This window comes from Streptomyces antarcticus, assembly GCF_026627255.1.
Classification (GTDB): domain Bacteria; phylum Actinomycetota; class Actinomycetes; order Streptomycetales; family Streptomycetaceae; genus Streptomyces; species Streptomyces antarcticus.
The window spans coordinates 1-20220 of sequence record NZ_JAPNLM010000013.1; the positions used below are offsets into that span (position 1 = coordinate 1).

Here is a 20220-nt window from a genome sequence, read left to right on the forward strand (position 1 = left end):
CCCACAACCACCGCCTCCCGAAGCCAGTCCGGCAGCGCCTCCGGCCCCGCCGCGAACGTCACCTCCACCGCGTACGTCCCCCCGCCCCGCAGCCCCCGCCGCACGAACTCCTCCGCATCCATCGGCAGCTCCCGCGGAGCGAACCGGGCCCCCGTCGCGAACGGCTCCGCCACCCGGTCCACCCGGAAGGTCCGCCAGTCCTCCCGCTCCAGGTCGTAGGCGATCAGGTACCACCGGCTCCCCGTGCTGACCAGCCGGTACGGCTCCACCACCCGCCGCGTCCTCGCCCCGTCCCTCGCCCGGTACGCGAACCGCAGCCGCTCCGGCCCCGCCACCGCCGACGCCATCGTCGTCAGCGTCCGCGGGTCCACGCTCGCCCCGTCCCCCCGCGTCAGCGCGGTCGTGGCCGACTGCAGCGCGCTCACCCGGCGCCGCAGCCGCGAGGGCAGCACCTGCTCCAGCTTCGCCAGGGCCCGTACGGAGGCCTCCTCGACCCCCTCGATCGCGTGCCCGGCCCCCGCCCGCAGCCCCACCGCGATGGCCACCGCCTCCTCGTCGTCGAGCAGCAGCGGCGGCATCGCCGCCCCCGCCACCAGCCGGTAGCCGCCCTCCGCGCCGAGCGTGGCCTCCACCGGGTAGCCGAGGTCCCGCAGCCGCTCGATGTCGCGGCGGATCGTCCGGGAGCTCACACGGAGCCGTTCCGCCAGCTCGCTGCCGGGCCATTCGCGCGGGGTCTGGAGCAGGGACAGCAGGGACAACAGCCGTGCCGGGGTGTCGGTCATGGGATCAAGGCTGCCAGCGAAATAGGACACTCACTGACCTACATGCCGTCTAGGTTTCTCTCCATGAGCACCGAGACGTCCAAGACATCGCCCGAAAGAAAGAACGGGCCCGCACGAGAAGAGCGGACCACAGCCGCGGTACCAGCACAGGCCCCGGGCCCGGACCAAAGCCCGGGCCCGGACCAGGGCGCCACCCCCATCGACGCCTCCGCGGCCGACCGCCGCCGCTGGCTGGCGCTCGCCATCGTGATGACCGCGGCCTTCATGGACCTGGTCGACGTCACGATCGTCAACATCGCCATACCCAGCATGCGCCAGGACCTCGGCGCCTCCACGAGCGCGATCCAGTGGATCACCGCCGGATACGCCCTCGCCTTCGCCGCGGGCCTGATCACCGGCGGCCGTCTCGGTGACATCTACGGCCGCCGGCGCCTCTTCCTCGTCGGCATCGCCGGCTTCACCGTCGCCTCGCTGCTCTGCGGCATCGCCGCCAACCCCGCCATGCTGGTCTCCTCCCGCCTGCTCCAGGGCGCGATGGCGGCCCTGATGGTCCCGCAGGTCCTGGCGATCATCCACGTCACCTTCCCGCCCCACGAGCGCGGCAAGGTCTTCGGCCTGTTCGGCGCGATCGTGGGCCTCGGCGCCGTCTCGGGCCCGATGCTCGGCGCGCTGCTGACCCAGTGGAACCTCTTCGGCCTCGAATGGCGCCCGATCTTCCTGATCAACCTGCCCGTCGGCATCGCGGGCGTGATCCTCGGACGCAAGTTCATCACCGAGTCCAAGGCCCCCCAGGCGCTGCGCCTGGACCTCGTCGGCGTCGTCCTCGCCACCCTCGCGCTGGTCATGCTGATCTTCCCGCTCACCCAGGGCCGCGAGAACGACTGGCCGTTGTGGGGGTTCGTCTGCATGGGCCTGGCCCCGTTCGTCTTCGCGGGCTTCATCGCCTACGAGAAATACAAGATCAAGAAGGACGGCTCGCCGCTCGTCGAGCTCTCCCTCTTCAAGGTCAAGAGCTTCGCGGGCGGCATCGCCGTCCAGCTGACCTTCGGCATCGCGACCGGCATCTTCTTCCTGGTCTGGACGCTGTACATGCAGATGGGCCTCGGCTGGAGCGCCCTGCGCGCCGGTACCACCGGCATCCCGTTCTCCATCGCCGTCTCGGCCGCGGCGGGCATCTCGGTGCAGAAGCTCGTCCCGCGCTTCGGCCGCAAGGTGCTCCAGGCCGGTGCGCTGGCCATGGCCGCGGGCCTGCTCCTCTACATCTGGGAGTCGCAGCACTACGGCATGGAGATCACCTCCTGGCAGATGGCACTGCCGCTGGTCGTCATGGGCATCGGCATGGGCCTGATCGTGGCCCCGCTGACCGACACCGTGCTGTCCGAGGTGCCGCGCGAGCACGCCGGCTCGGCCTCCGGCCTGATCAACACCACCGGCCAGATGGGCAACGCGCTGGGCCTCGGCCTGACCTCCGTGGTCTTCTTCGGCCTGATCGACGACGACCTGGTCTTCGGGCCGCCCTACGTGGAGGCCTTCCGCGGGGCGCTGTGGTGGGTCGTGGCCGTCCTGGTCGTGATCTTCGCGGTGATGTTCATGCTGCCCCGCAAGGCGGTGCCTATGCAGGAGCGCGAAGGCGGCGCCGAGCACGGGGCCCCGGAACCGGACAAGGTCCCGGTCGCCTGACCCCTCCACCCGCCCACCCCGTCCACGGACATGCCCGCCTCTGTTGGCAGGCATGTCCGTTTCCTTTGTCTTCAGCCCTATTTGGCCGTACGGTAGGGAGAAGTCACAGATTCGGGCATGGAACGGACGTAAAACCACATGTACGCACCGGAGCGCCATCAGGAGATCCTCCGCCTCGCCAGTGAGGCCGGACGGGTCGACGTGCTCTCCCTCGCCGACCTGTTCCAGGTCACGGCCGAGACCGTGCGCCGTGACCTGAAGGCCCTCGACCGGGCCGGACTGGTCCGCCGGGTGCACGGCGGCGCCATCCCGGCCGGCCGCCTTGACTTCGAGCCCGACCTCACCGAGCGCGAGGCCACCGCCGCCGAGGAGAAGGACCGCATCGCGGCCGCGGCCCTCGCCGAGCTGCCCGACGGCGGCAGCGTCGTCCTGGACGCCGGCAGCACCGTCGCCCGCCTCGCCGCCGGGATCCCGGGGGACATCGGGCTCACCGTCGTCACCCACGCCCTGCCCGTCGCCGCCCGGCTCGCCGACCACACCGGCATCGACCTCCACCTCGTCGGCGGCCGCGTCCGGCACCGCACCCGCGCCGCCGTCGACGCGTGGGCGCTGCGCGCGTACGCGGAGATCCGCGCCGACGTCCTCTTCCTCGCGGCGAACGGCTTCTGCGCCGACGCCGGCCTGACCACCCCCGACCTCGCCGAGGCGGCCGTCAAGCGCGCCGCGATCTCCGCCGCGCGCCGCGTCGTCCTCCTCGCCGACTCCGCGAAGGCCGGACAGGAGCACTTCGCGCGCTTCGGCTCCTTCGCGGACGTCGACCTGCTCATCACGGACACGGGGCTCACCCCCGTCCACCAGGCCGCGATCGAGGCGGCCGGTACGGAAGTTGTGCTCGTATGATCCTCACCGTCACCCCCAACCCCTCCCTCGACCGGACCTACGAGGTCCCCTCGCTGGACCGCGGCGAGGTGCTCCGCGCCACCGGTGACCGGGTCGACCCCGGGGGCAAGGGCGTCAACGTCTCCCGCGCGGCGGCCGCGGCGGGCGTCCGTACGACGGCGGTGCTCCCGCTCGGCGGCGCCCCCGGCACCCTGCTGGCCGAACTCCTCGTGGCCCAGGGCGTGGACGTCACGGCCGTCTCGATCGCCGGGGAGACCCGCTCGAACATCGCGGTCGCCGAACCCGACGGCACCCTCACCAAGATCAACACGCCGGGCCCGGAACTCTCCCCGGAGGAGTCCGCGCTCCTCCTGGACACCGTCCGCACCGGCTCCGGCGGCGCCGCCTGGATCGCCTGCTGCGGCAGCCTCCCGCGCGGCCTCGCCCCCGGGTGGTACGCCGACCTGGTCGCCCGCGCCCACGAGGCCGGAGCCCGGGTCGCCCTCGACACCTCCGGCCGGGCCCTGCGGGCGGCCCTCCCCGCCCGCCCGGACGTGATCAAGCCGAACGCGCAGGAGCTCGCGGAGGCCGTCGGCAGGCCCCTGTCCACCCTCGGCGACGTCGTCAAGGCGGCCGAGGAGCTCCGCTCGCTGGGCGCGGGCGCGGTCCTCGCCTCCCTCGGCGCGGACGGCCAGCTGCTGGCCTGCGCGGAAGGCACGTACTACGGCACGGCGCCGGCCGCCGCGGTCCGCAGCAACGTCGGGGCGGGCGACGCCTCCCTGGCCGGCTTCCTGATCGCGGGCGGCAGCGGCCCGGCCGCCCTCGCCTCGGCCCTGGCCCACGGCGCCGCCGCGGTACAGCTCCCCGGCAGCGCCATGCCCGCCCCCGCGGACCTCCGCCCCGACGCGGTCCACCTCACCCGGGACCTCCCCCTGGACCTCACCCTGGTGCTCTGACGCCCGCGGCGCGGGCGCCGGCCGGCGCTGACCGCCCCGGAAGCGACCGGCCCGGAAGCGACCGGCCCGGAAGCGACCGGCCCGGCGTCCCCGGCGTCAGCGCACGCGCGCGCGGAGTTCCATGGCTCCGCGGGCGACCGCCTCCGTCTCGTACACCTCGCACATGTGCCGGCCGTCCGGCGTCGCCGTGTGCTCGACCTCCCACAGGCTGACCTCGGTCCCGTCGAGCAGCACGAAGGCGTGCTCGTACAGGCTGAAGCCCGCGTGCCGCCCGTCGGCCAGGCACTGGCGGGTGCCGAACGCCTGGGTGATCCGGTGCGCGTACGCCGAGCGCAGCAGGGCCGCGACCTCCTCGCCGGGCCGGTCCGCGTTCTCCGCGCGGCGCAGCACGCGCCGGGCGTGGTCGGCGGACTCCTCCGGCGCGTAGTCCCGGGGGCGCCGCATCGCCGACGAGGCCGCGAACAGCGCGCTCAGCACCGCGATGTCGTCGTCCGGCTCCTCGTCGCCGGGCAGTAGCGCGGGATCCAGCACCGCCTCGGCGGGGGCCTCCCCGAACAGCCGGGACACGGCGAGGCCGGTCTCCGCCTTGCTCGCGAACACCTCGTGCCGGACCGTCCGGTCACCCTCCTGCCGGTACACCAGCTCCCACAGTGAGGCCGCCCCGCCGTCGGCCAGCAGGTAGGTGTGCCGGTGGCTCTCCCGCCAGAGTCCCGTTGCGGGGCTGCGGTGGGTGGTGTAGAGCGAGGAGCTGTGGGCGAGCGCCGTCCCGAGACGCTCGACCAGCCTGTCGGGAAGGTCGAAGGAGTTGAGGGCGCGGCCCAGGAGTCGGTCGAGGTGGGCCTCGGTTGTCTCGTACGGATCGCTCAAGGTGGGTCTCCAGGCCGTCGCAGCTTGTGACTTCGCGGAAGCTCAACGTAGCCCCTGGCTCTGACATCCCGTCCGGGGTTCGGCAAAACGTCCGGGAAGCATCAGGGGTTACCGCCACACCTTCAGGGCAACTTGCGTACGAATGCGCATGGTTGGCCCCGCTCTGGTACGGAGCGGGGGACTATGGCCGCATGGCAACGAATACAGTGGGCGTCCCCCGCCAGCAGGGACAGCCCCGCACAGGGCCCGAAGACGGACAGGAAGCCGTGTCACGGGGGTTGGCCTGGCTGCTGGTCCTCACCGGGGCCGCCGGGCTGCTGGCCTCCTGGGTGATCACCCTCGACAAGTTCCTCCTGCTGGAGGACCCGAACTTCAAGCCCGCCTGCAGCCTCAACCCGGTCGTCTCCTGCGGCAGCGTGATGAAGAGCGACCAGGCGGCCGCCTTCGGCTTCCCCAACCCGATGCTGGGCCTCGCCACTTACGCCGTCGTGGTGTGCGTCGGCGCCGGCTTGCTGGCGGGCGCCCGCTACCGCGGCTGGTTCTGGCTGGGACTGAACGCCGGCACGTTCTTCGGCGTCGGCTTCTGCACCTGGCTGATGGTCCAGTCGCTCTACGAGATCAACGCGCTCTGCCTGTGGTGCTGCCTGGCTTGGGTGGCGACCCTGCTGATGTTCTGGGCCGTCACCGCGCACACCGTCCGCACCGGGGTGCTCCGTGCCCCCGGTTCGCTGCGGGAGTTCTTCACCGAGTTCGGCTGGGCACCGCCCGCGCTGCACACCGGCGTGATCGGCATGCTGATCCTCACCCGGTGGTGGGACTTCTGGACCTCCTGAACGGCCGGACGCGCCCACCGCACGGACGCGCACGAGGGCCCCGGCAGCTGGACGCTGCCGGGGCCCTCGTGCGCGTCACGCGGAGGCGGCGGAGATCAGCTGCCGACCGAGGCGTTGCCCGAGAGGACCGGGATGTTGCTGAGGATGTGCGAGAGCGGCTCGTCGCCCTTGGCCTGGGTGGAGTTCTCGGTGCACTGCTGGTTCTGCGGGTTGGACAGGACGTTGACGTCCTGGACGCCGATGTTGAGGGCGCCGATCAGCGACTGGGCGTTGACCTTCGCCGGCAGGCCGATGCAGGGCTTGTTCAGGGTGCCCTGGACCAGGCTGAGCTGCGGGCTCATGTCGCCGGTGGTCTTCTGGTTGCCGTAGATCTGCTGGGCACCGTTGCCGTTGACCGTGTTGACGCCGTTGTCGTTGCCGATGGCCATGGCCGGGGCCGCGGCAGCGGCGCCCGCGCCGACCGCAACGGCGGTGACCGCGGCGGCGGTCATGAACTTCTTGAACATCTTGATCCTTCTGTCGCACGAGTGCCCGCTGATGGAGCGCCCTGGTCAACTGCTCCGCCGGGGGGTTGGTTCCGTTGCTTCACTCAAACGGCCTGTCCCCGCCGAAGTTTTCCCCGGCCCGGGTGAGCCGCCTCCGGACGCCTGCGCGAAGCCCGTACGCAGCCGCCAGCGGACGCGTTCCTGTTGCGCTCCGTACGGGGTGTTCGCACGGTGGGTAAGGAAGCGGATCGCTCGGGTCCGCTTCTGTGCCACCAGGAGAAGGAACACCCATGCACCGCACGAAGCCGTCCCGCGCCCGCCTCCTCGTCCCGTCGGCCCTCGCCGTCCTCATACTGTCCGGCGCGGCCGCCCCTGCGGTCGCGGCGGACGGTGCCGGCTCCGCCGAACTGACGAAGCGGGTCGCGGCCGTCCAGCAGAAGATCGAGACGATCGAGGGGCGGGCCGCGGCCGGTCCGATCGACGACCTCCTCGCGGGCCTTTCGAAGACCATCGCGGACCTCCTCAAGTCCCTGGAGGGCCTGCTGCCCGCCGGGGTGAAGATCCCGCCGATCGTGCTGCCGAAGCTCCCGGAGCTGCCGGCCGTCCCCGGCCTGCCCAGCATCCCGGTCCCCCCGGTGGAGGTGCCCGCGCTCCCGCCGGTCGGCGGGGTGCCCGCGCTGCCGCCCGTGGGCGGGGTGCCCGCGCTGCCGCCCGTCGGAGGGGCGCCCGCGCTGCCGACCGACCTGGTGCCCGACCTCCCCGCCATCCCCGGGATCCCCGACCTCCCGTAGGGCACGGGCGTACGACCCGGAACTTCGCACGCGGTTGCGGCTATTGGGCTGAACAGGTCTGATCGCGTGCGGAGCCGTGTCGTCTGGGACGCTGGAGCGTTTCGCTCGGTGTGAGCCCCGGGATCGGGGCAGAACATCGAACAGAAGGTGCACTTCCCATGAACTCTGCCAAGAAGGCCGCCCTGGTCATGGCCACCGCTGGTCTCGCCGTGGCCGGTGCCGCCGGTGCCGCCTCCGCCGACTCCTCGGCCGAGGGCGCGGCCGTGGGTTCCCCCGGCGTTCTGTCCGGCAACCTGGCCCAGGTCCCGGTCCACATCCCGGTCAACGTCTGCGGCAACTCCGTGAACGTCATCGGCCTGCTGAACCCCGCGTTCGGCAATGTCTGCGTCAACGACTGACGTCAGCCGCACCACCGCCTGTGGGCGCCCCGGCCTTGCCGGTGGCGCCCACAGTCATGTCGGCAGGTGTTCAGCCGGAACGCGTCAGCTGTTGCCGCCGTTGAGCGTCACGCCGCCGAGCATCGGGTTCGACTTGGTGGCGCCGTTCGCCAGGCCGAGGACCTCGCCGGGAAGGTCGTTGCGGGCCTTGTTGACCTTCTGGACCGTGCCCACGACCTTGTTGACGTGGTCGCCTTGCTCGGCCAGCCCGTTGCCCACGGTCTGGGGGAGGGACTCGGAGACCGGGCCCACGGCGTTCAGGGTCTCCGTCACCCCGCCCGTCAGGCTCATGGGGGGCATCGCGGCGGGAGCCTCGGCCGCGAAGGCGGGAGCGGAGGCGCCGAGGGCGGCGACGGAGCCGACGACGACAGCGGCGATCTTCGTGAGCTTCATTATCGAAATCCTCTTCTTTCATGGACAGAGGTGTCAGCGGCGACCGTCGCGCCGCTTTCGCTCTGGCTAACGATTCCCCGTCGCTCCGGAAACGCGGTCGCGCGGGTCCACGGCAACGGCCGGAGAATCCGACAAGGGATTCTCCGGCCGAGGTTTCTTCTGATTACCGGTATTGCCGACTCAGGAGAGCCGGGACCGCCGGTACAGAATGGCGCCGCCCAGGATCAGGGCCGAGGCGAGCGCGGCCGCCGCCGCGGGCTGACCCGCGCCGGTCTCCGCCAGAACGGAAGCGGTGACCCCCGTCGGCGCGGGCGCCGGTACGGGAGCCGGGACCGGAGCGGGGGCCGGGACGGGCGCCGGAGCCGGGGTCAGGTGGACCGGCGCGTCACCGCCGGGGGCGGCCGGCGGCTGGTCGACGGTCGGCCGTACGGTCTCCGGAGCCGGAGCCGGGTGCTCCACGGGCTGGCTTCCGCGCGGCGGTCCCACGGGCCCCTCCTCCGGAACCGGTGCGGGCTCCGGCGCGGGCAGCGGTACGGGTGCCTCCGGGGCCGGGGCCGGGGCCGGCAGCGGGGCGGGCGCCTCGTGGACCGGCGGCGGCTGGGGGGCCGGGTACTCCCCGACGGGCCCCGGCTCCGGCTGCTCGGGCGCCGGCGGGGCGTGGTGCGCGGGCGGGGCGTGGTGTGGGGGAGGCGCGGACCCGGGGTGGTCGTCGCACTCCTCCTCGGCCTGCTCCTCGCCGGGACCGCCGTAGCCGCCCCGGTGCTCCGGCTCCTGCTCCTCGTGGCGCGGGGCCGCGTGCCGGGGGCCGGTCCGGGCCGGCTCCGCGTGGCCCGGGACCTCGTGCGGGGCTTCGTACCGCGGGGTCTCGTGCGGGGCTTCGTACCGAGGGGCCGCGTGCCGGGGGCCCTCGTGCCGCGGGGCCGCGTGCCGGGGGCCCTCGTGCCGCGGCTCCTCGTGGCGCTGCTCCGGCATCGCGTGCCGGGCGTCGCGCTCGTCGAGGTAGCGCTCGAGTGCCTCGGCGTTCTCGGGGCTCAGGTAGCGCGCGTAGTCGTGGTCGTGTCCGGAGTCCGCGCCGGTGGTGGTGGCGCACCGGTTCCCCATCGCGGGGTTGAGCGCCGCACCGCCGTCCACGCTGTTGCCGCAGACGTTCGGGGCGAAGGTGATCGGTACCGAGACGCTGTTGCCGGACAGCACGCCCGGCGAATGCGAGGCCTCGGCGGCCGCTCCGGGGTGTGCGTAGGCCGCGCCGGTCGCGATCGACAGCAGGCTCGACGCGGCTGCCGCCGTGAGCATCCCCTTGCCCAGTACCTGTCGGCTCAGTACCTGTCGCATGGGTCCTTCCCTGTCTACCGGCGCTGCTGCCGGTGCTGAATCGGAGGTGGCCCCGGAGTGCACCGCCGTGCACTCCGAGGCCACCCCGAGGAGGTCCGCCCTCGCGGGCGCAGGCGCTTCGTCAGGCGTTGACGCAGGTGTTGCCGAACGCGGGGTTCAGCAGCGCGATCACGTTGACGGTGTTGCCGCAGACGTTGACCGGGATGTGCACCGGGACCTGGAGCAGGTTGCCGGACAGCACGCCGGGGGAACCCACGGCCGCGCCCTTGGCACCGGCGTCGGCCATGGCGGGGGAGGCGGCACCGGCGGCCATCAGAACGCCGGCGGTCAGCACGAGTGCCTTCTTGTACGTCATTTGATTTCGATCCTTTCCCGCAGAGGCGTATCCACTGCAGAAATAACAACGAGCGGGTTCCGGAAAAGAAACCGGATGTTTTCGGCGATGGTGCGGCAATTCACCCCGATGCCCGGCTGGAAATAGGGGCCGCCGATTGATAGGCGTCGCTATTCGTCCGGGCGGCCGGGCCGGGCCCTGCACGCGGCGAGGCCGCCGCGACCCGAAGGTGCGGCGGCCTCGCTGGCGCGGACCTCGGTCAGCTGCCGGAGGAGACGTTGCCCGAGAGGACCGGGATGTTGCTGAGGATGTGCGAGAGAGCCTCGTCGCCCTTGGCCTGGGTGGAGTTCTCGGTGCACTGCTGGTTCTGCGGGCTGGACAGGACGGGGATGTCCTGGACGCCGACGTTGACCAGGGCCAGCACGGACTGCACGTTGGCCTTCGCGGGGAGGGCGATGCAGGGCTTGTTGAACGAGCCCTGGATCAGCGCCATCTGCGGGCTCATGTTGCCGTAGGTGGCCTGGTTGCCGTAGATCTGCGCGGCGTTGTTGCCGTTCGAGGTGTTGACGCCGTTGTCGTTACCGATGGCCATCGCCTGCGGCGCCATGGCGGCACCCATGCCCACGACCGAGGCCGCAACCGCTGCCGTGGCCATCATCTTCTTGATCATTGTCGTCCCTTTTTTGCAGGATTGCCCGGTACCGGAGCACTCGGATCAACGGCCCGGACCCTGTTTGGGTTGCGTGGCTTCACCCGGATGCCGACGTTTCGGACGGCGCGGTTGACGTTCCGGTGCCTGGGCGTTGACGCGGGAGCCGCCGAACGGGGGTTTTCCGCGAGGCGATCGGGTGCTCGGATCCGCTGCGCGCGTTCGCCGTGCGGCGGCGGGGCTCCGGGGTGGACCGCCTCCCGGGAGGCCGGGAAGGCGCCGGGGGGAGCCGTCCGCCGGCTTGCCCTTCTCCCGTTTTTCTTTTCGTTCGAACAATGGTGCATGCGATAACGACCCGTCCGCTATGAGGGTGCGTGCCATCGCCCAAAAGGCCGTACAGGCGAGTCCGACGTGATTTCCGGCCTGATTTCTGACAAAGTTCACTCCTGTTTTGTTCCCCCTGATCGAAAATGGAGACAGGGTCATGGGTTCCTCCCGCAGAATCCTCGGCGCGCTCGGTCTGCTGTCCTGCCTCGCACTTTCCGCACACGTTCCCGCGGCGCTGGCCGCGGAGGCTCCCGCCCCCAGGGAGCTGGCCCGGGTCCCGTTCACCGAGCGTTACCAGGCCGTCCTCCACGGCGGGCTGGTGCGGGCCTCCAACTCCGGCATCAGCTGCCGCCGGGAGGCGTCCCCGGACGCCGAGCCGTGCGCCGAGGTCAAGCGGGGCGCGGCCGGGGTCAACGGCGACTTCGAGATGTTCTACAGCGAGGTCGACAAGGACCCCGACACCTACAACTCCACCCGCGCCGAGCTCAAGGTGCCGCAGGGCGCGAAGGTCGCGTACGCCCGCCTCTACTGGGGCGGCAACCTGCGCGTCGGCGAGCAGAAGCCGCCGCAGGACAACGGCCGGGTGCTGGTCGCCGAGCCGGGCGGCGCCTACAAGGAGGTCCTCGCCGACACGGTGATGGGCCACCGCGTGGACGCCGGCAGTGACGCCTACCAGGCCAGCGCGGACGTGACCCCGCTGGTCCGCAAGGGCGGCGCGGGGATGTGGACGGTGGCGCAGCTCAACATCGCCATGGGGCACTCCGAGGTGGGTGCCTGGGGCGGCTGGACGCTGGTCGTCGCCTACGAGCACCCGCGGGAGCCGGTGCGCCGGGTCTCGCTGTGGGACGGCTTCGAGGGGCTGGCGGCCCGGGCCGCCGACGGGATCGTCGAGGTCGAGGGCCTGGACGCGCCGCCCGGCTCCGCGGGGCGGGTCGGGGTGGTCGGGTACGACGGGGACCGCGGGGTCCTCGGAGACTCGCTCAGCGTGACGTCGGACAGTGGGCGGAGGGTCAATCTCAGCGATTCAGAAAATCCTTTTAATGATGTTATGAATTCCACGATCACGGAATTCGGGCATCACTCGTTCGTGCGACAGCCCGAACATATGAATAATCTCGGATATGACGCGGACGTGTTCGATTTGAGTCCCGCACTGTCCGGTGGTGCCCGCAGTCTGAGCTTCAGGTTCACGGGCGAAAGTCAGGGTCATTTCCTCGGTGTGCTCTTCGTACAGACAGACGCGCGCCGCTGAACCCAGGGGACCACTCCACGTGCCCACACAGCCTTTGGCAGGACAACTGCCGACCGTCCTCCACCTCGTCCAGCCCGTCGACGGCGGGGTCGCCCGCGTCGTCGTCGACCTCGTCCGCGCGCAGAGCGCCGCGGGCCTGCGCGCCGTCGTCGGCTGCCCGCCCGGCGGGTTCCTCGCCGACGCGGCCCGGGAAGCCGGTGCGCGGGTGCTCACCTGGCGCGCCGGGCGGGCCCCCGGGCCCGGACTGCCCGCCGAGGTGACCGGCGCCCGGCGGCTGCTCCGCCGCGTCCGCCCCGACCTGCTGCACGCGCACAGCGCCAAGGCCGGACTGGCCGGCCGGCTCGCCGCACGCGGATCCGTACCCACCGTCTTCCAGCCCCACGCCTGGTCCTTCGACGCCGTCTCCGGGGCCACCGGAGCGCTCGCCCTGCGCTGGGAGCGGTACGGGGCCCGCTGGGCCGACCGGGTGCTCTGCGTCAGCGAGGCCGAACGCCGTGCCGGGGAGTCCGAGGGGATCACCGCCCACTGGTCGGTGATCCGCAACGGCGTCGACCTCGACCACTTCGGTCCCGGCGGTCCCGACCCCGGCCCCGTCCGTGCGGGAGCGCGCGCCGAACTGCCGCTGCCCGCCGCCTTCCAGGGTGACGGGCCGCTCGTCGTGTGCGTCGGCCGGATCTGCCCGCAGAAGGGGCAGGACGTCCTGCTGAGGGCCTGGCCGGAGGTGCTGGGCACGGTCCCCGGCGCCCGGCTCGCGCTCGTCGGGGACGGCCCCGACGTCGAGCGGCTGCGCCGCGCCGCACCGCCCGGAGTCCTCTTCGCGGGCCCCGCCCCCGACATCCGGCCGTGGCTTCGGGCCGCCGATCTCGTTGTACTGCCGTCGCGGTGGGAAGGCATGGCGCTCGCCCCGCTCGAAGCCATGGCCTGCGGCCGCCCGGTCCTGGTCTCGGACGTCAGCGGAGCCCGGGAGAGCCTGCCGCCCGGCCAGGGACGGCTGTGCCTGGTGCCGCCGGAGGACCCGACGGCCCTGGCCAAGGCCCTGGGGCGGCTCCTCGCCGAACCGCGGCTCCTCGCCGAACTCGGCGAGCAGGCCCGGCAGCACGCCCGGACCGAATTCGACGTGCGGCGGACCACGGACGCGGTCACCGGTCTGTACCACGAACTGCTGGGCAGGCCCCGGCCCTTGAACCAGGAGCGCATCAGCCGATGACGATGGACAGCGCACCCGCCCGGCACACCGGGCAGGGCGGCACGGGGCACGGCGGCGCGGCCGCCGGAACCACCGCCGTCCGCCGTTCCCGGGCCGCCATCCACCCCCCGCGCGGGCCCAAGGCCGGCCAGGCGCGGCCCGCCCTGCGGCCGCAGCGGGTCCGCCGCCGTGACGGGGTGCTCCCGCTGCTCACCGCCGACGCCCTCGCCGCCGTCCTCACCGCGGCGGCCCTGCCCGCCGCCGCCCCGCCGGGTACGGCGGCGCTGCCCGCCGCGGCGGCCGTACCCGCCGCCGTGCTGCTGGCCGCGCTGCACGCGCAGGCCGGGCTGTACCGGCCGCGCCTCGCACCCTCCGCCCTCCTCGAACTCCCCGCGCTCGCCGGGCGCTCCGCCGTCCTGTGGGCCGGTACCGCCGCCGTCGTCGCCGCCGTGGCCCCGGGCCGGGCCCTGGGCTGGGCCGCCCTGCTGACCGCCGTCTGCCTCCAGGTCGTCCTGGCGTGCGCGGGCCGCGGGCTCGTCAACCAGCTCCGGCGCCGCACCGCCGTCCGCAGGCCCGACTCCGCGCTCGTCGTCGGCCCCGGCGCCGGGGCCGGGGCGGTGGCCGCCGCCCTGCACGGCCGCCCCGAGTACGGGCTGCGGCCCGTCGGCCTCGCCGACACCGCCCCCGGGGACGCGGCGGACGCCGGGCCGCTGCCCGTCCTCGCCACCCACGAGGACGTCCGCCGCGCGGTCATCCAGAACTCGGTGCGGCACGCGGTGTTCACCCGCCCGCCGGAGGCCGACGAGCGGACCGCCTCGCTGGTCCGCCTCTTCCACGACCACGGCTGCCGGCTCTGGCTCGCCGACCCGGCCGGGACCGCCAAGGCCACCGGCATGCGGCTGGCGCACCCGGGCGACCAGCTGTGGGGGTACGCCGTCCAGCCGCTGCTGCCCCGCCCCGCGCGGCCGCTGGAGCGCTGGGCCAAGCGGGGCATCGACGCCGCGCTCGCCCTGCTCGCGCTGGTCGCCGCCGCACCCGTGATGGCGCTGTGTGCGCTCGCCGTACGGACCTGCGACGGCCCCGGGGTGATCTTCCGGCAGGAGCGGGTCGGCCTGTACGGGCGCCCGTTCACCCTGCTGAAGTTCCGCACCCTGCGCGCCGACGCGCACGAGTCCGCCACCCGCTGGACGGTCGCCGGGGACCGCAGGATGAGCCCGGTCGGCTCCTTCCTGCGCAAGTCCTCGCTGGACGAGCTGCCGCAACTGTGGAACGTCGTACGCGGTGACATGAGCCTGGTCGGCCCGCGGCCCGAACGGCCCTTCTTCGTCGCGAAGTTCTCCACCGTCCACCCCGGCTACGAGGCCCGCCACCGGATGCCCGTCGGCATCACCGGGCTCGCCCAGATCAACGGCCTGCGCGGGGACACCTCCATCGAGGACCGGGCCCGCTTCGACAACCACTACATCGACACCTGGTCGCTGTGGCAGGACCTGTGGATCCTCGCCCGCACCGCGGCCTCCTTCTTCCGGTTCCGGCTGGGGGGCAGCTGATGAGCCTGGCCGTGTCCCCGCACCGCGTACGGTCCGAGGTGCCGGGCCTGTTGCGCCGGCACTGGCCGCTGCTGCCGCTCGCCGCGACCGTGCTGTTCCTGCTCGCCCCGCTCCCGGCGGGCGACGCGACCGCATCCGGCAAGGTGGGCCCGGCCGACGCCGCCTCGCTGCTGCTGGTGTTCGTCTGCGCGGTGCAGGCACTGCGCGGGCGGGTCCGCGAGCTGAGCCCGCTGGGCGTCCTGATCCTCGGGACGCCCGCCGTGGGGCTCGCGGTGGCGACGGTGACGGCGGGCGACCCGTACGCCGCCCTGCCGGGCTTCGTGCGCTACCTCCAGGTCTTCGTCCTGGTCCCGGCGGCCGTGGTGCTGCTGGTGCGCGACGCCGGGGAGTTCCGGATCGCCGCCGGGTGCTTCGTGGTGCTGGCGCTGGTCCAGGGAGCGGTCGGGGTCGTGCAGTTCGCGACCCACACCGGAGCCTCGTACCAGGGCGAGGACATCCGCGCGGTGGGCACCTTCGGCCCCGGCGACGTCATGGGCATGGCCACCGTCGTGGCGTACGGGCTGATCGTGGCCACCGCCGCCGCGCTGGCGCCGGGACTGCCCCGTACGGTCCGCCGGGCGGCCGCGGGCGCGGCGCTCGCGCTCGCCCTGCCGCTGGTGCTGTCGTTCAGCCGGGGCGCCTGGATCGCCACCCTGGGAGCAGCCGTGCTGGTGATGGTGCTGGCCGGGATCCGGCGGGCGCTGAAGGTGCTCCTCGCGCTCGCCGCGGCCGGTGTGGTGCTGGTGGGCGGGCTCGGTGTCGGCTCCGAGATGGTCGCGGAGCGGCTGACTTCCATCACGCAGGTCTCCAGCGCCCCCGACCAGTCGGTGACCGACCGCTACACGATGTGGGCCGCCGCCGAGTCGATGTGGCGCGAGCGGCCGGCGGCGGGGGTGGGCCTCAAGGGGTTCCCCGCCCACCGGGACGGGCACTCCTCGCTGGGGCTGTCCTCCGGCAGCGACACCGCCGGGGCCGGGCAGGCGTACGTCCGCCAGCCGCTGCTGTCCCCGCACAACATGTACCTCCTGATCCTCAGCGAGCAGGGCCTGATCGGGCTGACCGCCCTGGCGGGCGGCTGGGCGGCGCTGCTGGTCGCGGGCCTGAGACGGCTCGCGGGCGGCGGGCCGGTGCGGGACTGCGGGCTGATCGCGGTCGGCCTGCTCGCCTGGCAGCTGACCGACTTCCTCTACGCGGACATCGGCGGGCCGTCCACCGTCCTGACCGGGGTGATCATCGGTCTGGCCGCCTGGTGGGCCCTTCCCCCGCAGGACGCCGCGGCCGGGCGCACCCGCCCTCCGGCCGGCACGCGCACCGCTCCGGCCGCGGCCGGCCGGTGACGGACACCACGCCTTGGCGGCCCGCCTCCGGCCCTCCGGCCGGGGCGGGCCCCACCCGTGTGCCGGGGACCCCGGACTTCGCCGCCGGCCCGGCGGGCGGTCCGGACCCGGGCCGGCCGCCGGGGGAGCCCGCCGGGCCCGCCGCGCGGGACCGCGTCCGCCGCCAGGGCCCCCCGGGCCGTACCGGTGACCCCGAGGCCGCTGCGGAACCCCGCAGCGTGCGCGTCGCGGCCAGGGGCGCGGCGGAGCCCGCCGTTGGGCCGGCCGCCGGGCCGTCCGGACCCGCCGCCGGGCCCGCCGGGCCCGCCCGGTACGCGGGCGGCGCCGCCCGCGGGGTCCGCACCGCCACCCGCCGGGCCGCCGCGGCCGCGCCCCCGCGGACACCCTCCTCGCCGGGCGGGAACGCGCCCGCGCCGCTGGGGCGGTTCCTCGCCAAGGCCGCCGCCGTCACCGCCGGGCTCACCGCCGCCGGGGCGGTGTTCGGGCTCGTACGCGACCAGACCATCGCGCACCTCTTCGGCGCCGGGCCCGACAGCGACGCCTTCCTCATCGCGTGGACCCTGCCGGAGATGGCCTCGACGCTCCTCATCGAGGACGCCATGGCGCTGCTGATGGTCCCCGCCTTCAGCCACGCCCTGGCCCGGCGGGCCGCCGGCCGGGCCGGGCTCACCCGCAAGGAGGCCCGCGCGCAGGACCCCGTACGGATGCTGGTGGCGGCGACCCTGCCGCGGCTGGCGGTGCTGCTCGCCGCCGTCGCCTCCGTGCTCATCGTCGCCGCGCCGCTCGTCGTCGCCGTGCTCGCGCCGGGCCTGCCCGACCCCGGGCTGGCCGTGCAGTGCACCCGGCTGACCGCGCTGACCGTGCTCTCCTTCGGGATCGCCGGGTACTTCAGCGCCGCGCTGCGGGCGCACCGGTCGTTCGTACCGCCGGCCGCGATCTACGTCTCGTACAACGTCGGCATCATCGGCACCATGCTCGCCCTGCACGCCCTGTGGGGGGTGCGGGCGGCGGCTGCCGGGGTCGCCGTCGGCGGGCTGCTGATGGTCCTCGTCCAACTGCCCGCCTTCATCCGCAACGTGGGCTTCGGGCCGGCCCGGGCCAAGCGCGCCCCCCGCAGCCGGCGCGACCGCGACCGGCCCACCCTCATCGCCTTCGGCCTCATCGCCCCCGTGATCTTCTTCGCGGTCTTCCGGCAGTCCCAGGTCCTGGTGGAGCGGTTCCTCGCCGCCTCCCTGCCCTCCGGCGCCATCTCGCACCTGAACTACGCCCAGAAGGTGGCGCAGATGCCGATGGTGCTGTCGCTGATGATCTGCACCGTCACCTTCCCGGTGGTGGCCCAGGCCATGGCCGCCGGAGAGCGCGAGAAGGCCCGCCGCCGCGTGGAGCAGGACCTCGCGCTGGCCTCCCTCGCCGTCCTGATGGGGACCGCGCTGGTCATCGGCTACGCCCCGCAGATCATCCAGGTCCTCTTCGAACGCGGCGCCTTCACCCACGAGGACACCCTCGCCACCGCCTCCGTCATGCGGGTCTACGGATTCGGACTCCTCGGCCACTGCCTCGTCGGCGCGTTGTCCCGGCCCTTCTTCTCGACCGCCCGGCCCACATGGTTCCCGGCGCTCGCGATGGGCGCCGGACTCCTCGTCAACATCGTGGCCGGAGCCTTCGCCGTCGGCTGGTGGGGCACCTACGGCATCGCCGCCGCCAACGCCGCCGGCATCAGCACCACCGCCGTCCTCCTCCTCACCGGCCTCGGCTCCCGGATGGTCGCCATCCAGGTCCGCCGGGTCGCCGTCAGCATCGGCCGGCTCGCCGTCGCCGCCGTCGCAGCGGGCGGCACCGGCTGGATCGCCGGCCCGATGATCCCCGACCCGACGGTCAGCGCCGCCCTCGGCTGCCTGCTCGTCCCCGCCATGTTCGGGGCCACCGGCATGGCCATACGCGCACTCGAAGTCACCGCCCTGCCCGGTCAGATCGCCCAGTTCTCCTCCCAGCTCACGCAGAGGTTCCGCAATGTCCGCTGACACCGACACGGCTCCCGACGCCGTGATGGTCCCCGCCCGACGGGCCGCATCGCCGTGGGTCCTGATGTACCACTCGGTCGCCGAGTTCACCGACCCCGCCGAGGACCCGTACGGGATCACCGTCACCCCGCGCGCCCTGGAGGCCCAGCTGCTGTGGCTGCGCTCCCGGGGCCTGCGCGGCGTGTCCGTCGGTGAGCTGCTCCGGGCCCGGGCGGCCGGGCGCGGTGACGGGCTCGTCGGCCTCACCTTCGACGACGGGTACACCGACTTCCTGACCCGGGCCCTGCCGCTGCTGCTCCGCCACGACTGCACCTCCACCCTCTTCGTGCTGCCCGGCCGGCTCGGCGTCGACAACGTGTGGGACCCGCTGGGCCCGCGCAAGGGCCTCCTCACCGCCGAGGGCGTCCGCGAAGTCGCCGCCTCCGGACAGGAGATCGGCTCGCACGGGCTGCTCCACCAGGACCTCACCGCCGCCGACGACGACGTGCTCGCGCAGGAGCTGCGGGGCAGCCGCGACCTGCTGCGCGAGCTGACCGGGACCCTGCCGGAGGGCTTCTGCTACCCGTACGGGCACCTCGACGCCCGGGTCGTCGACGCGACGCGGGCCGCCGGCTACGGCTACGCCTGCGCCATCGACCCGGGCCCGCTCGCCGGACGGCACGCGCTGCCCCGCACGCACGTCAGCCAGGCCGACGGCGGGGCGCGGCTGCGCGTCAAGCAGCTGCGCCACCAGGTGCGGCAGCTCAGGCGGGGGGTGCGCCGGTGAAGGACGTACGGGAGGACGTACGGGAGGCCCGGACGCTCCACATCATCACCGGGCTCGGAGTGGGCGGCGCCGAGCAGCAGCTGCGGCTGCTGCTGCGGCACATGCCCATGCCGTGCGACGTACTGACGCTGACCAACCCCGGGCCGGTCGCCGAGGGGCTGCGCGCCGACGGGGTCCGCGTCGTCCACCTGGGGATGAACGGGAACCGGGACCTGGGCGCGCTGCCGAGGATGGTGAAGTTCATCCGCCGCGGCCGGTACGACCTCGTGCACACGCACCTGTACCGGGCCTGCGTGTACGGGCGGCTCGCGGCCCGCCTCGCCGGCGTCGGGGCGACCGTGGCCACCGAGCACTCCCTCGGCGAGGGCGAGATCGAGGGCCGGCCGCTGTCGGGCGGCGTACGGGCGCTGTACCTGGCAAGCGAGCGCCTCGGCGCCGCGACCGTGGCCGTCTCGGACACCGTGGCGGCCCGGCTGGAGGGCTGGGGGGTGCCGGCCGCGCGGGTGCACGTCGTGCCCAACGGCATCGAGGCCGTCCGCTTCCGCTTCGACGAGGGCGTACGGCGCTCCACCCGCGCCCGCACCGGGCTGCCGGAGCGGGCCTTCGTCGTCGGCGGCGTCGGCAGGCTGGTGCCGGGCAAGCGGTTCGACGTCCTCGTCCGGGCCGTCGCGGCGCTGCCCGGGGCGCACCTGCTGCTGGCCGGCGACGGGCCGGAGCGGGCCGCGCTGCGGCTGCTGGCCGCCGAACTGGGCGCGCAGAGCCGCATCCACCTGCTGGGGGAGCGGGACCCGCTCGGCGACAGCGCCGACGGCCGCACCCCGGGGATCCCGGCGCTGCTGGCCGCCATGGACGTGTTCGTCTCCCCGTCCCGGGAGGAGGCCTTCGGCCTGGCGGTGGTCGAGGCGCTGGCCGCCGGCCTGCCGGTGCTGCACGTGACCTGCCCCGCCATCGACGACCTGCCGGCCGCCCAGGCACCCGGCGCCCGCCGCATCGGCACCGGCACGGAGGAACTGGTCGCCGCCCTGCGCGGCCACATGGAGGCGGGGGCCCGCAGGCTGCCGCCGCCGCCGGTGGTCCGCCGCTACGACATCGCCCGCAGCGCGCAGCGGCTCCTGGACGTCTACGCCCTCGCGCTGGCCGCGCCGGCGGCCCGGACCCGGACGGCCCCGGCCGCCGCGTCCCCGCTGCCGGAACAGACTCCGGGGCCCGCGCCGGCGCCCCCGGCGGGGCCGGACCCGGCCCGCCCCCGCTCCGGACGGAACGGGGCCGGCGCGCCCGGGCCCGGCTGATCCGCACACCCCCGGCCACGGGAACGGCCGGGACC

At 74.0% G+C, this 20220-nt stretch carries 20 protein-coding genes; 13 read left to right on the forward strand and 7 right to left on the reverse strand.

Annotated features, from left to right (window positions below):
* Positions 1 to 782: helix-turn-helix transcriptional regulator (locus OTB16_RS20265; protein WP_267721687.1), on the reverse strand; the 782-nt coding region annotated here is incomplete at its 3' end.
* 63 nt (positions 783 to 845) lie between these two features.
* Here OTB16_RS20265 and OTB16_RS20270 point away from each other — a divergent pair.
* The 3 genes from OTB16_RS20270 (at position 846) to pfkB (ending at position 4297) form a co-directional block, all read left to right on the forward strand.
* Entirely contained in the window at positions 846 to 2462 is a 1617-nt protein-coding gene (locus OTB16_RS20270) for an MFS transporter (RefSeq protein ID WP_267721688.1), read from the forward strand.
* Between the two features lie 138 nt (positions 2463 to 2600).
* Positions 2601 to 3362, forward strand: coding sequence for a DeoR/GlpR family DNA-binding transcription regulator (locus OTB16_RS20275; RefSeq protein ID WP_267721689.1), 762 nt, complete (start codon positions 2601 to 2603; stop codon positions 3360 to 3362).
* Positions 3359 to 4297 (forward strand): 1-phosphofructokinase, encoded by a 939-nt coding sequence (pfkB, locus tag OTB16_RS20280; protein ID WP_267721690.1) that lies wholly within the window; start codon positions 3359 to 3361, stop codon positions 4295 to 4297. The genes OTB16_RS20275 and pfkB overlap by 4 nt, the downstream gene beginning before the upstream one ends.
* Before the next feature lie 96 nt (positions 4298 to 4393).
* Here pfkB and OTB16_RS20285 read toward each other — a convergent pair whose 3' ends face one another.
* Positions 4394 to 5164: a DUF6227 family protein gene (locus OTB16_RS20285; RefSeq protein ID WP_267721691.1), complete on the reverse strand. Its 771-nt coding sequence runs from the start codon at positions 5162 to 5164 to the stop codon at positions 4394 to 4396.
* A 191-nt stretch (positions 5165 to 5355) separates the two neighbouring features.
* Between OTB16_RS20285 and OTB16_RS20290 the strand changes: the two genes are divergently transcribed.
* Positions 5356 to 5997, forward strand: coding sequence for a vitamin K epoxide reductase family protein (locus OTB16_RS20290; protein WP_267721692.1), 642 nt, complete (start codon positions 5356 to 5358; stop codon positions 5995 to 5997).
* Between the two features lie 95 nt (positions 5998 to 6092).
* Here OTB16_RS20290 and OTB16_RS20295 read toward each other — a convergent pair whose 3' ends face one another.
* Positions 6093 to 6503, reverse strand: coding sequence for a rodlin (locus OTB16_RS20295; protein ID WP_267721693.1), 411 nt, complete (start codon positions 6501 to 6503; stop codon positions 6093 to 6095).
* Between the two features lie 269 nt (positions 6504 to 6772).
* On the opposite strand from OTB16_RS20295, the gene OTB16_RS20300 reads away from it, so the two are divergent.
* Positions 6773 to 7273 carry a hypothetical protein gene (locus tag OTB16_RS20300; RefSeq protein ID WP_267721694.1) on the forward strand — a complete coding sequence of 167 codons (501 nt, stop codon included), beginning with the start codon at positions 6773 to 6775 and terminating at the stop codon, positions 7271 to 7273.
* Positions 7274 to 7431: 158 nt separating this feature from the next.
* Positions 7432 to 7671 carry a chaplin gene (locus OTB16_RS20305; RefSeq protein ID WP_269289320.1) on the forward strand — a complete coding sequence of 80 codons (240 nt, stop codon included), beginning with the start codon at positions 7432 to 7434 and terminating at the stop codon, positions 7669 to 7671.
* An 84-nt stretch (positions 7672 to 7755) separates the two neighbouring features.
* On the opposite strand, the gene OTB16_RS20310 is transcribed toward OTB16_RS20305, so the two are convergent.
* The 4 genes from OTB16_RS20310 to OTB16_RS20325 form a co-directional block, all read right to left on the reverse strand.
* A complete protein-coding gene (locus OTB16_RS20310) occupies positions 7756 to 8103 on the reverse strand; it encodes a hypothetical protein (RefSeq protein ID WP_267721695.1) in 348 nt (115 codons plus the stop codon).
* A gap of 180 nt (positions 8104 to 8283) precedes the next feature.
* Positions 8284 to 9435 (reverse strand): chaplin, encoded by a 1152-nt coding sequence (locus OTB16_RS20315; RefSeq protein ID WP_267721696.1) that lies wholly within the window; start codon positions 9433 to 9435, stop codon positions 8284 to 8286.
* Positions 9436 to 9556: 121 nt separating this feature from the next.
* Positions 9557 to 9790 carry a chaplin gene (locus tag OTB16_RS20320; protein WP_324290862.1) on the reverse strand — a complete coding sequence of 78 codons (234 nt, stop codon included), beginning with the start codon at positions 9788 to 9790 and terminating at the stop codon, positions 9557 to 9559.
* A 238-nt stretch (positions 9791 to 10028) separates the two neighbouring features.
* The gene (locus OTB16_RS20325; RefSeq protein ID WP_267721697.1) at positions 10029 to 10439 is read right to left on the reverse strand and encodes a rodlin; all 411 of its coding nucleotides are present in this window, start codon (positions 10437 to 10439) and stop codon (positions 10029 to 10031) included.
* Positions 10440 to 10902: 463 nt separating this feature from the next.
* Here OTB16_RS20325 and OTB16_RS20330 point away from each other — a divergent pair, with 463 nt between their 5' ends.
* The 7 genes from OTB16_RS20330 to OTB16_RS20360 are packed head-to-tail and all read left to right on the forward strand — an operon-like array spanning position 10903 to position 20185.
* A complete protein-coding gene (locus OTB16_RS20330; RefSeq protein ID WP_267721698.1) occupies positions 10903 to 11997 on the forward strand; it encodes a DUF3344 domain-containing protein in 1095 nt (364 codons plus the stop codon).
* A 19-nt stretch (positions 11998 to 12016) separates the two neighbouring features.
* Positions 12017 to 13204, forward strand: a complete 1188-nt coding sequence (locus tag OTB16_RS20335) for a glycosyltransferase (protein ID WP_267721699.1) — start codon at positions 12017 to 12019, stop codon at positions 13202 to 13204.
* Positions 13201 to 14733 (forward strand): exopolysaccharide biosynthesis polyprenyl glycosylphosphotransferase, encoded by a 1533-nt coding sequence (locus OTB16_RS20340; RefSeq protein WP_420717757.1) that lies wholly within the window; start codon positions 13201 to 13203, stop codon positions 14731 to 14733. The genes OTB16_RS20335 and OTB16_RS20340 overlap by 4 nt, the downstream gene beginning before the upstream one ends.
* Positions 14733 to 16109 carry an O-antigen ligase family protein gene (locus OTB16_RS20345; protein WP_267721700.1) on the forward strand — a complete coding sequence of 459 codons (1377 nt, stop codon included), beginning with the start codon at positions 14733 to 14735 and terminating at the stop codon, positions 16107 to 16109. Before OTB16_RS20340 ends, OTB16_RS20345 begins: the two co-directional genes overlap by 1 nt.
* A gap of 59 nt (positions 16110 to 16168) precedes the next feature.
* Positions 16169 to 18130 (forward strand): murein biosynthesis integral membrane protein MurJ, encoded by a 1962-nt coding sequence (murJ, locus tag OTB16_RS20350; RefSeq protein WP_267721701.1) that lies wholly within the window; start codon positions 16169 to 16171, stop codon positions 18128 to 18130.
* Positions 18120 to 18896: a polysaccharide deacetylase family protein gene (locus tag OTB16_RS20355; RefSeq protein ID WP_267721702.1), complete on the forward strand. Its 777-nt coding sequence runs from the start codon at positions 18120 to 18122 to the stop codon at positions 18894 to 18896. The genes murJ and OTB16_RS20355 overlap by 11 nt, the downstream gene beginning before the upstream one ends.
* On the forward strand, positions 18893 to 20185 hold the full coding sequence (locus OTB16_RS20360; protein ID WP_267721703.1) for a glycosyltransferase: 1293 nt from the start codon (positions 18893 to 18895) through the stop codon (positions 20183 to 20185). The genes OTB16_RS20355 and OTB16_RS20360 overlap by 4 nt, the downstream gene beginning before the upstream one ends.
* The last annotated feature ends 35 nt before the right edge of the window (positions 20186 to 20220 follow it).

Bases quoted from the DNA above. Each gene is read 5' to 3' on its own strand.
- OTB16_RS20270 (WP_267721688.1), top strand. From the start codon at position 846: ATGAGCACCGAGACGTCCAAGACATCGCCCGAAAGAAAGAACGGGCCC.
- OTB16_RS20275 (WP_267721689.1), top strand. From the start codon at position 2,601: ATGTACGCACCGGAGCGCCATCAGGAGATCCTCCGCCTCGCCAGTGAG.
- pfkB (WP_267721690.1), top strand. From the start codon at position 3,359: ATGATCCTCACCGTCACCCCCAACCCCTCCCTCGACCGGACCTACGAG.
- OTB16_RS20290 (WP_267721692.1), top strand. From the start codon at position 5,356: ATGGCAACGAATACAGTGGGCGTCCCCCGCCAGCAGGGACAGCCCCGC.
- OTB16_RS20295 (WP_267721693.1), bottom strand. From the start codon at position 6,503: ATGTTCAAGAAGTTCATGACCGCCGCCGCGGTCACCGCCGTTGCGGTC.
- OTB16_RS20300 (WP_267721694.1), top strand. From the start codon at position 6,773: ATGCACCGCACGAAGCCGTCCCGCGCCCGCCTCCTCGTCCCGTCGGCC.
- OTB16_RS20305 (WP_269289320.1), top strand. From the start codon at position 7,432: ATGAACTCTGCCAAGAAGGCCGCCCTGGTCATGGCCACCGCTGGTCTC.
- OTB16_RS20310 (WP_267721695.1), bottom strand. From the start codon at position 8,103: ATGAAGCTCACGAAGATCGCCGCTGTCGTCGTCGGCTCCGTCGCCGCC.
- OTB16_RS20315 (WP_267721696.1), bottom strand. From the start codon at position 9,435: ATGCGACAGGTACTGAGCCGACAGGTACTGGGCAAGGGGATGCTCACG.
- OTB16_RS20320 (WP_324290862.1), bottom strand. From the start codon at position 9,790: ATGACGTACAAGAAGGCACTCGTGCTGACCGCCGGCGTTCTGATGGCC.
- OTB16_RS20325 (WP_267721697.1), bottom strand. From the start codon at position 10,439: ATGATCAAGAAGATGATGGCCACGGCAGCGGTTGCGGCCTCGGTCGTG.
- OTB16_RS20330 (WP_267721698.1), top strand. From the start codon at position 10,903: ATGGGTTCCTCCCGCAGAATCCTCGGCGCGCTCGGTCTGCTGTCCTGC.
- OTB16_RS20340 (WP_420717757.1), top strand. From the start codon at position 13,201: ATGACGATGGACAGCGCACCCGCCCGGCACACCGGGCAGGGCGGCACG.
- OTB16_RS20345 (WP_267721700.1), top strand. From the start codon at position 14,733: ATGAGCCTGGCCGTGTCCCCGCACCGCGTACGGTCCGAGGTGCCGGGC.
- OTB16_RS20355 (WP_267721702.1), top strand. From the start codon at position 18,120: ATGTCCGCTGACACCGACACGGCTCCCGACGCCGTGATGGTCCCCGCC.